Origin of the sequence: Chryseomicrobium palamuruense, assembly GCF_042649045.1 — a bacterium.
GTDB lineage: Bacteria > Bacillota > Bacilli > Bacillales_A > Planococcaceae > Chryseomicrobium > Chryseomicrobium palamuruense.
The window spans coordinates 65,589-73,719 of the sequence record NZ_JBHSEF010000016.1; the positions used below are offsets into that span (position 1 = coordinate 65,589).

Consider the following 8,131-nt stretch of genomic DNA (forward strand, 5'->3'; position numbering starts at 1 on the left):
CGTTAGGTCTTTCGGTATGCTTAGAAGGAACTGACTAATTATTCGAAAAAATGAATCGATGATAGGGGAAGTATCTCATGAACTCACAACAAAAGATTCAACTTGTCTTAGAAAATATCAGCCGTGTCATAATAGGAAAACGGGAAGTCTCTGAACTGTCTGTCACTGCACTACTTGCCGGAGGACATATTTTACTTGAAGACGTGCCAGGTGTCGGTAAAACGATGCTCGTACGGGCACTTGCGAAATCGACAGGTGCCAATTTTAGAAGGATTCAATTCACGCCTGACCTTTTACCATCAGATGTCGTGGGCGTCTCGATTTATAATCCGAAAGAAATGAATTTTGAATTTCGTCCAGGCCCGATCATGGGGAACATTGTATTAGCCGATGAAATCAACCGGACGTCACCTAAAACACAATCGGCGTTACTCGAAGGGATGGAGGAGTCTTCTGTGACAGTCGACGGGGAGACCTTGTCGATTCCAAAGCCTTTCTTTGTTATGGCGACACAGAATCCAATTGACCATGAAGGAACCTATCCACTTCCGGAAGCACAACTGGACCGTTTTATTATGAAATTGAAAATGGGCTATCCCACACAGACGGAAGAGGTGGAAGTGTTAAATTCACTCGAGCATTCGTTCCCAATCGATGACTTGGAAACGGTGATCTCAGTAGAAGAGCTGATTGATCTTCAAAAAGAAGTAAAAATGGTTCACGTATCGGATGTGTTAAAGTCCTATATCGTTGACCTTGCGACGCGAACACGACATGATCCATACGTGTATCTTGGTGCGAGTCCTCGAGCATCGATTGCGCTTATGCGCGTTGCTCAAGCCTACGCTCTGATGCAAGGACGCTCGTATGTCACACCAGATGACGTACAGTATTTAGCACCTTTCGTGTTTTCACACCGCATCATTTTAAAGCCGGAAGCTCGTTATGAAGGTATTCATACCTCGGATATCGTAAAACAAATCATCCTGCGGACGAAGGTGCCTGTCGAACGGACTGTCGTCACATGAAGCATCACCTCGGTCTGTTAAAACTCCTACTCATAGGAGTGGTGACATTTAGTTATGCGATGTTTCAAGGTGGCTTTGTTAGCTGGTTTTTATTTTATGCGACGCTACCTTTCCTCTTTTTTGCGTGTATCATTTACTTTTACCCGACAACAAAACTGTCTGTCACCCGTTCTTTTTCTGAAACGGATTTAACTAGAGGGCAGGCACTCGATGTCTTTGTCACATTGAAACGAAGCGATTGGTGGCCACTTTATTATGCAAAAGTCACCGACCTGCATCCGTTTGGTCATCTGGAAAAGCAACAGCGTGTGATTTTTTTAGGATTTCGTCGGGAAATCACGCTCTATTATTCTATTGCCAATTTACCACGTGGTAGTTACACGTTTGAAGCGACGGAAGTCGAACTCGTGGACTTATTAGGGTGGGTCCGCAAAAATCGAATTGTAGAAGAAAAGCAGACCCTCCTTGTCTACCCGAAAACGATAGACCTTACCTACATGCCGATCGCTGCCAACTTCGATCAAGGCGCAGCGCTTGCGAGATACCAACTTCACAAAGAATCCACTGTGGCTACAGGTGTTCGAGAATATCAACCCGGTGACCGTGTCTCCTGGATCCATTGGAAATCCTTTGCGAAAAATCAAACCCTCCGGACGAAAGATTTTGAAGAGCGACAAGCACAAGATACATTGTTGTATCTAGACCGTACGGCAGCAGAAGGGTTTGATGATACTATTGACTTCACACTGAGTCTCATTTCTGCGATGACCAAGTCGGATGCAACAGGTGCCTTCATCGCTCCGGGACCTGGGGGTCTTGAGCTTCCGGTCGTGACCCACCAAGGGCATTATGAAAAGGCGAGACGTCATTTAGCTACGCTCGAAGCTGTGTCCGAGAAGCAGATGCTCCGAATGTTGACGGAAGAAGGACGACTCGGAAAATATAAAGGCGTCTTATATATAACATCCCATCTGCAACGACAATGCGTAGAAGCTCTCGTACGTGCCACTCCTCAAGTGAGGGAAGGGATTTGTTTTGTTATACAACCTGAGCAAAAGAAACAAATGGAAATCGTCGACTCGAAAGAAGCTACCTACTTGAAAGCACGTGGATGGAACGTAGTCACCCTGACTCCTTCGCAATTCACTGAAGCATTTAGGGAGGTGGGGCAACGATGAAAAAATCAACATTTCTCTTAGAAGCTGTCAGTTTTTTAGCCGCCTTCTTACTTCTTAGAGAATGGCTTGCACCGATTGCTGAGCTGTCCAACATTGGGTATATTCAAGTTTTTTATGTATTTGTAGCTCTCTGTTTTGTCCTCTTGTTTTTACATGTTCCTTGGTGGATAAGTGGCATTCTTAAAGTATTGTACATGTACTGGTTTATTATCAGCGTGTACACGATGTTTCCGCTATTTAGCCAAGAAGCAAATGGTTATTTTATATATGAATGGACATTTAATCTCGGTCAACTGATTCAAGGCGACCTGACGCAAATGACTAATCCTTTCCGGACCTTGTTGTTCTTCGTCCTTCTCTGGATGACGGTCTATTTGATTGGCTATTGGATTCGCATGCGTACCACCGTTTTCTTGTTCTTCCTTGTGACCATACTCATCATTAGCGTCCTGGATACATTCACACCGTATGATGGCGCAGCTGCCATTGTTCGCGTATTTATCATCGGTCTGGGGACAAGTGCTTTCTTATTTGTATCTCGTCTCCACGACAAGCAGGAACGTGTGAAGTGGCGTGGCCTCGGTTTTACTGCACTTCTGTTATTGTTCTCAGTTGGTCTTGCCGTCTTGTTGCCAAAAGCGGGTCCGTTATGGCCGGACCCTGTTCCTTACTTTACTTCGACCAATCCGACATCCGGAGTAGGTCCGGGTGGAGAAGGTGGTATCAATAAAGTAGGCTATGACGATGACGATACCCGACTGGGTGGCTCGTTCTTGAGTGATGATACGGAAGTGTTTCAAGTAACTGCAACCTCTCGAAACTATTACCGCGGGGAAACGAAAGATACGTACACATCCAAGGGGTGGATCCAGTCGGAGCCGCAAATGGATTATTCTTATTTCAGACAACGCGAAACGTTTGATCTAGGGTTTCCACAAAATGATGATGGCGTACAAGAGACGTTGCAATTTGTTATGCAAACTGAATTTCCATTCCTTTTTCACACGTATGGAGCAGAAGTCGTCGATGGTCAAAGTAATGTGTTTGATGTTCGTCTTAATGAACGAAGCCAACGATTAGATGCTGTAGTGAATGATGAAGCCGTTTCTATTGATTCTTATTCCGTGCAGTTTTCTGAACCGAGTTATTTGTTAAGTGAGCTCCGTTCAACAGATATCAATGCCCTGCCTGAAATCGCCCCGGAATTCAGCCGTTTCTTACAACTACCGGACACACTGCCGCAACGCGTGCGTGATTTGGCAGTGGAAATTACGAATGGGCAAGATAATGTCTATGACCAAGCCAAAAGTATTGAGCAGTATTTCCGGACGAATGGGTTTAGCTACAGTCAAAACGACGTGGCCGTTCCAGAAGGGGATACGGATTACGTTGACCAATTCTTGTTTGATACCAAAGTGGGGTATTGTGACAACTTCTCCACCTCTATGGTCGTCCTTCTGCGTTCTGTTGATATTCCCGCACGGTGGGTCAAAGGGTTTGCTCCAGGTGAAGTCATTTCAACAGAAAATGGAGAACAAGTTTTCCAAGTCACGAATAACAATGCGCATTCCTGGGTAGAAGCGTACATGCCGGGAATCGGTTGGATGACTTTTGAACCGACAATCGGATTCACCAATACACCCGATATCGAGTTTGATATCGAGCTCAGTCCGGATGATGCACTAGCTGCTGAACAACAACAAGAGTTGGAAGAGCAAACGCCGGAACAGAATCAGGAAGATACGACGACAGCTAGATCTTCATCTTCTTTCTCCTTCGATGCGATTGCAGAATGGTTTGACCGCGTGAAATGGTGGATTTTCGGAGTTCTTGCAGTTCTTCTGGCTGGAAGTGCTTTAGCGTACCGTTACCGTCTAAAGTGGCTGCCGAAATTCTGGATTGCGAGATACAAAAAGAATGAGGTAACGAGTGAGCAATTTGAAAAGATGTACAAGGTGCTCTTGAAATCTCTTCATCAATACGGCTTGCCTCGTGAAAATGGATTCACTTTAACCCGTTATGCGAAGCAAATTGATGGGTATTTTGGAGGGGATCACATGATGACCTTAACAAAGGAATATGAACAGATTTTGTATGGGAATAAGCCGCTTCAAGACGGCGAACGATTGAGGGAAAGTTGGGAATATTTAATCAATCGCATAAGCGGTTGATTTTGCGAGATAATGGCTGTAAACTAGGAACAATTCAATATACACACAGGCCTCGTATATGTCCATTAATCTGGTATGGATGTTTCTACCAAGTCACCGTAAACGACTTGACTATGAGGACGGGTATTGTCATGCACGTGCACGGCAGTGCTCGTCCTTTTCGTTATTTCATTTATGAAATAGTAGTCCACCAGACGCATAGATCTAGGCATCTATGCGTCTTTTTTTGGAAAACGAGTCTTTGTGATACTAATCGATGAGGTGGAACCATGACAGCAGCTCCTTTGTTAAAAGAACAGGAAAAGATCGTCGTACTCGATTTTGGTAGTCAGTACAACCAACTAATTACACGTCGCATTCGTGAATTCGGTGTTTACAGTGAACTACACCCTCATACAGTGACGGCGGAAGATATTAAAAAAATGAATGCGGTGGGTATCATCTTCTCGGGTGGCCCAAATTCCGTCTATGACGTCAACGCCTTTCATGTAGATCCAGCTATCTACGAACTTGATATCCCTATCCTTGGGATTTGCTACGGCATGCAATTGATGGCTCATTATTACGGTGGAACGGTAGAGCGCGCATTGCAACGTGAATACGGAAAAGCAGACATTCATGTCCAAGGTGAAACGAAGCTCTTCAATGACCTACCAGAAACGCAAGTCGTGTGGATGAGTCATGGTGACCACGTAACCGTTGCACCACCAGGTTTTAAAGTTACAGCGACTAGCCCTTCATGTGAAGTGGCAGCGATGGCAGATCCAGAGAGAAATCTCTATGCTGTTCAATTCCACCCGGAAGTTCGTCACTCAGTCTATGGTAACCAACTCATTGAAAACTTTGTCTTTGATGTGTGTGGCGCCAAAGGAGACTGGTCGATGGAGAGCTTCATCGATTTAGAAGTGAAAAAAATCCGTGAACAAGTCGGCGATAAAAAAGTTCTTTGTGCCCTTTCTGGTGGTGTGGATTCATCCGTTGTCGCTGTCTTGATCCATAAAGCCATCGGGGATCAGTTAACATGTATGTTCGTCGATCACAACCTACTTCGAAAAAATGAAGCAGAAGAAGTGATGAACATCTTCGCAGACGGCTTTAACATGAACGTTATCAAAATTGATGCACGCGAACGTTTTATGTCAAAACTTGCGGGTGTTTCCGATCCGGAAAAGAAACGGAAAATTATCGGAAACGAGTTTATCTATGTATTTGATGACGAAGCAGCCAAGTTAACAGACATGGACTTCCTGGCGCAAGGAACGCTCTACACAGATATCATTGAAAGCGGAACGGCAACTGCACAGACCATCAAATCTCACCACAATGTGGGTGGACTTCCAGAGAACATGAAATTTGAACTCATCGAACCACTCAATACACTCTTCAAAGATGAAGTACGCGTACTTGGAGCGGAGCTTGGTCTTCCAGAATCTCTCGTATGGCGTCAGCCATTCCCAGGTCCAGGACTTGCGATTCGTGTACTAGGTGAAGTGACGGAAGAGAAACTTGAAATTGTTCGTGAATCCGATGCCATTCTTCGGGAAGAAATTGCGAAGGCAGGTCTTGACCGTGATATCTGGCAATACTTCACTGTACTGCCGGATATCCGAAGTGTTGGAGTTATGGGCGATGCTCGTACGTACGATTACACAATTGGAATTCGTGCGGTAACATCCATCGATGGCATGACATCCGACTGGGCACGTATTCCTTGGGATATTTTAGAGAAGATTTCTGTCCGATTAGTAAATGAAGTGAACCACATTAACCGCGTAGTGTATGACATCACGTCGAAGCCACCAGCAACGATTGAGTGGGAATAACGAACTTTATTCACTTTAATTAAATAAATGTTCGGTTTTTCTATTGACGAGTGCCTACTATAATGCTATCTTGAGATTATAATAAATGAATAAAGTCGTCGTATATATTTGGGAATAAGGCCCGAACGTCTCTACCGGATCACCGTAAATGATCTGACTACGATGAGTGAAGCACTCCGACTATAGCTGTCGGTTTGTTTCGCTTATTTTAGGGAGTATACGAATTCGTATGCTCCCTTTTTATGTAGTTCAAATGCTGCGCGACGCAACAGGAGGAAATTATGAAAAAGTATTTTCGCTTTGAAGAACTAGGCACCAACTACCGCCGAGAAATTATCGGTGGACTCACTACGTTTTTAGCGATGGCGTACATTTTAGTGGTCAACCCGTTAACGCTCTCACTAGAAACTGTACCAGGTTTACCAGACTCTATGTATATGGATAAAGGCGCCGTCTTCACAGCAACGGCACTTGCGGCTGCGATTGGTTCGCTTGTCATGGGGCTGCTAGCCAAATATCCGATAGCCCTTGCCCCTGGAATGGGACTAAATGCATTTTTTGCGTACACAGTCATTCTTACAATGGAAATTCCTTGGCAGGTTGCATTAACAGGTGTACTTTTCTCAGGAATTATTTTTATTATTTTATCGTTATCTGGAATACGTGAATTGATCATCAACTCCATCCCAAGTGAATTGAAATATGCAGTGGGCGCAGGGATTGGACTATTCATTACATTCATCGGTCTTCAAAATGCCCAAATTATTGTGAACAATGATGCGGTGCTACTTGGAATTGGAAACCTTGCGGATCCAAATGTACTATTAACCATCTTCGGATTAATTATTACAGTCGTCATGATGGTGAAAGGGATCAAAGGTGGGATTTTCTACGGTCTTGCCATCACAGCGATCGTAGGTATGGTCTTCTCGCTTGTCCCTATGCCATCTGGAATTGTTGGAGACGTACCAAGCGTCAGCTCTACATTTGGTGTGGCATTTGAACCAATCTTTAATGATCCAACTTCATTGCTGACTGTTCAGTTTTTAATTGTTGTTCTTACATTCTTATTTGTAGATTTCTTTGATACAGCAGGAACGTTGATCTCTGTAGCGAATCAAGCAGGATTAATGAAGGATGAAAAATTGCCACGTGCAAGTAAAGCTCTTTTATCGGATGCAATTGCAACAACAGCAGGAGCGATTGTGGGAACATCCACAACGACTTCTTATGTAGAGTCAACTGCAGGGGTGGCAGCGGGAGCTCGCTCAGGGTTGGCTGCCGTTGTGACAGGTATCTTATTCTTACTGTCATTATTCTTCTATCCACTACTTAGTGTCATTACGGCCAGTGTCACTGCGCCAGCACTTATCATTGTAGGGGTCCTAATGGTTAGCTCGATTGGTCGAATTGATTGGACTCGATTTGAAGTAGCCGTTCCAGCATTCTTTGTTATTCTGATGATGCCACTTACGTATTCAATTGCCACAGGAATAGCAATCGGGTTTATCTTCTATCCACTTACAATGCTAGTAGCAGGAAGAATTAAAGAAATTCATCCGATTATGTATGGACTATTCTTTGTTTTCCTAGCATATTTCATATTCTTATAAATTAGGTACACTCTATAGAAGAAAGAGCTTTGCAGAGATCATTTTGCAAAGCTCTATTTTTGGTTGTTTTATCCAAAAATACAGTTGTATTTTTCAGAATAAAATGTTATTATATTTCTACTGAAAATTTAGTTGACCTAAGATAGAGAAGGGTGCTATGATACAAAGGTCGCTGAAACAGAATAACAAATTAATTGACAAAGTGTTAAAAGATATGTTATGATATAAAAGTTGTCTCAAACGACATATGAACATTGAAAACTGAACATGCAAGACGTCAAGATATACAAGTCGCCGACCCGACCCCCGTTGGGTGCG

At 43.7% G+C, this 8,131-nt stretch carries 5 protein-coding genes and 2 riboswitches; all 5 genes read left to right on the forward strand.

The features are described 5' to 3' along the window. Positions 1 to 77: 77 nt before the first annotated feature. The 5 genes from ACFO0S_RS06815 (at position 78) to ACFO0S_RS06835 (ending at position 7,813) form a co-directional block, all read left to right on the forward strand. On the forward strand, positions 78 to 1,028 hold the full coding sequence (locus tag ACFO0S_RS06815; RefSeq protein WP_378141048.1) for an AAA family ATPase: 951 nt from the start codon (positions 78 to 80) through the stop codon (positions 1,026 to 1,028). 41 nt (positions 1,029 to 1,069) lie between these two features. Further along, the gene (locus tag ACFO0S_RS06820; protein WP_378141049.1) at positions 1,070 to 2,206 is read left to right on the forward strand and encodes a DUF58 domain-containing protein; all 1,137 of its coding nucleotides are present in this window, start codon (positions 1,070 to 1,072) and stop codon (positions 2,204 to 2,206) included. Beyond that, positions 2,203 to 4,377: a transglutaminase TgpA family protein gene (locus tag ACFO0S_RS06825; RefSeq protein ID WP_378141050.1), complete on the forward strand. Its 2,175-nt coding sequence runs from the start codon at positions 2,203 to 2,205 to the stop codon at positions 4,375 to 4,377. Before ACFO0S_RS06820 ends, ACFO0S_RS06825 begins: the two co-directional genes overlap by 4 nt. Positions 4,378 to 4,409: 32 nt before the next feature. Continuing rightward, positions 4,410 to 4,511: riboswitch (purine riboswitch) on the forward strand. A gap of 135 nt (positions 4,512 to 4,646) precedes the next feature. Next, positions 4,647 to 6,200 carry a glutamine-hydrolyzing GMP synthase gene (gene guaA, locus ACFO0S_RS06830; RefSeq protein ID WP_378141051.1) on the forward strand — a complete coding sequence of 518 codons (1,554 nt, stop codon included), beginning with the start codon at positions 4,647 to 4,649 and terminating at the stop codon, positions 6,198 to 6,200. Positions 6,201 to 6,278: 78 nt separating this feature from the next. Then, positions 6,279 to 6,380: riboswitch (purine riboswitch) on the forward strand. A 101-nt stretch (positions 6,381 to 6,481) separates the two neighbouring features. Next, a complete protein-coding gene (locus tag ACFO0S_RS06835) occupies positions 6,482 to 7,813 on the forward strand; it encodes an NCS2 family permease (protein ID WP_378141052.1) in 1,332 nt (443 codons plus the stop codon). Positions 7,814 to 8,131: the final 318 nt, after the last annotated feature.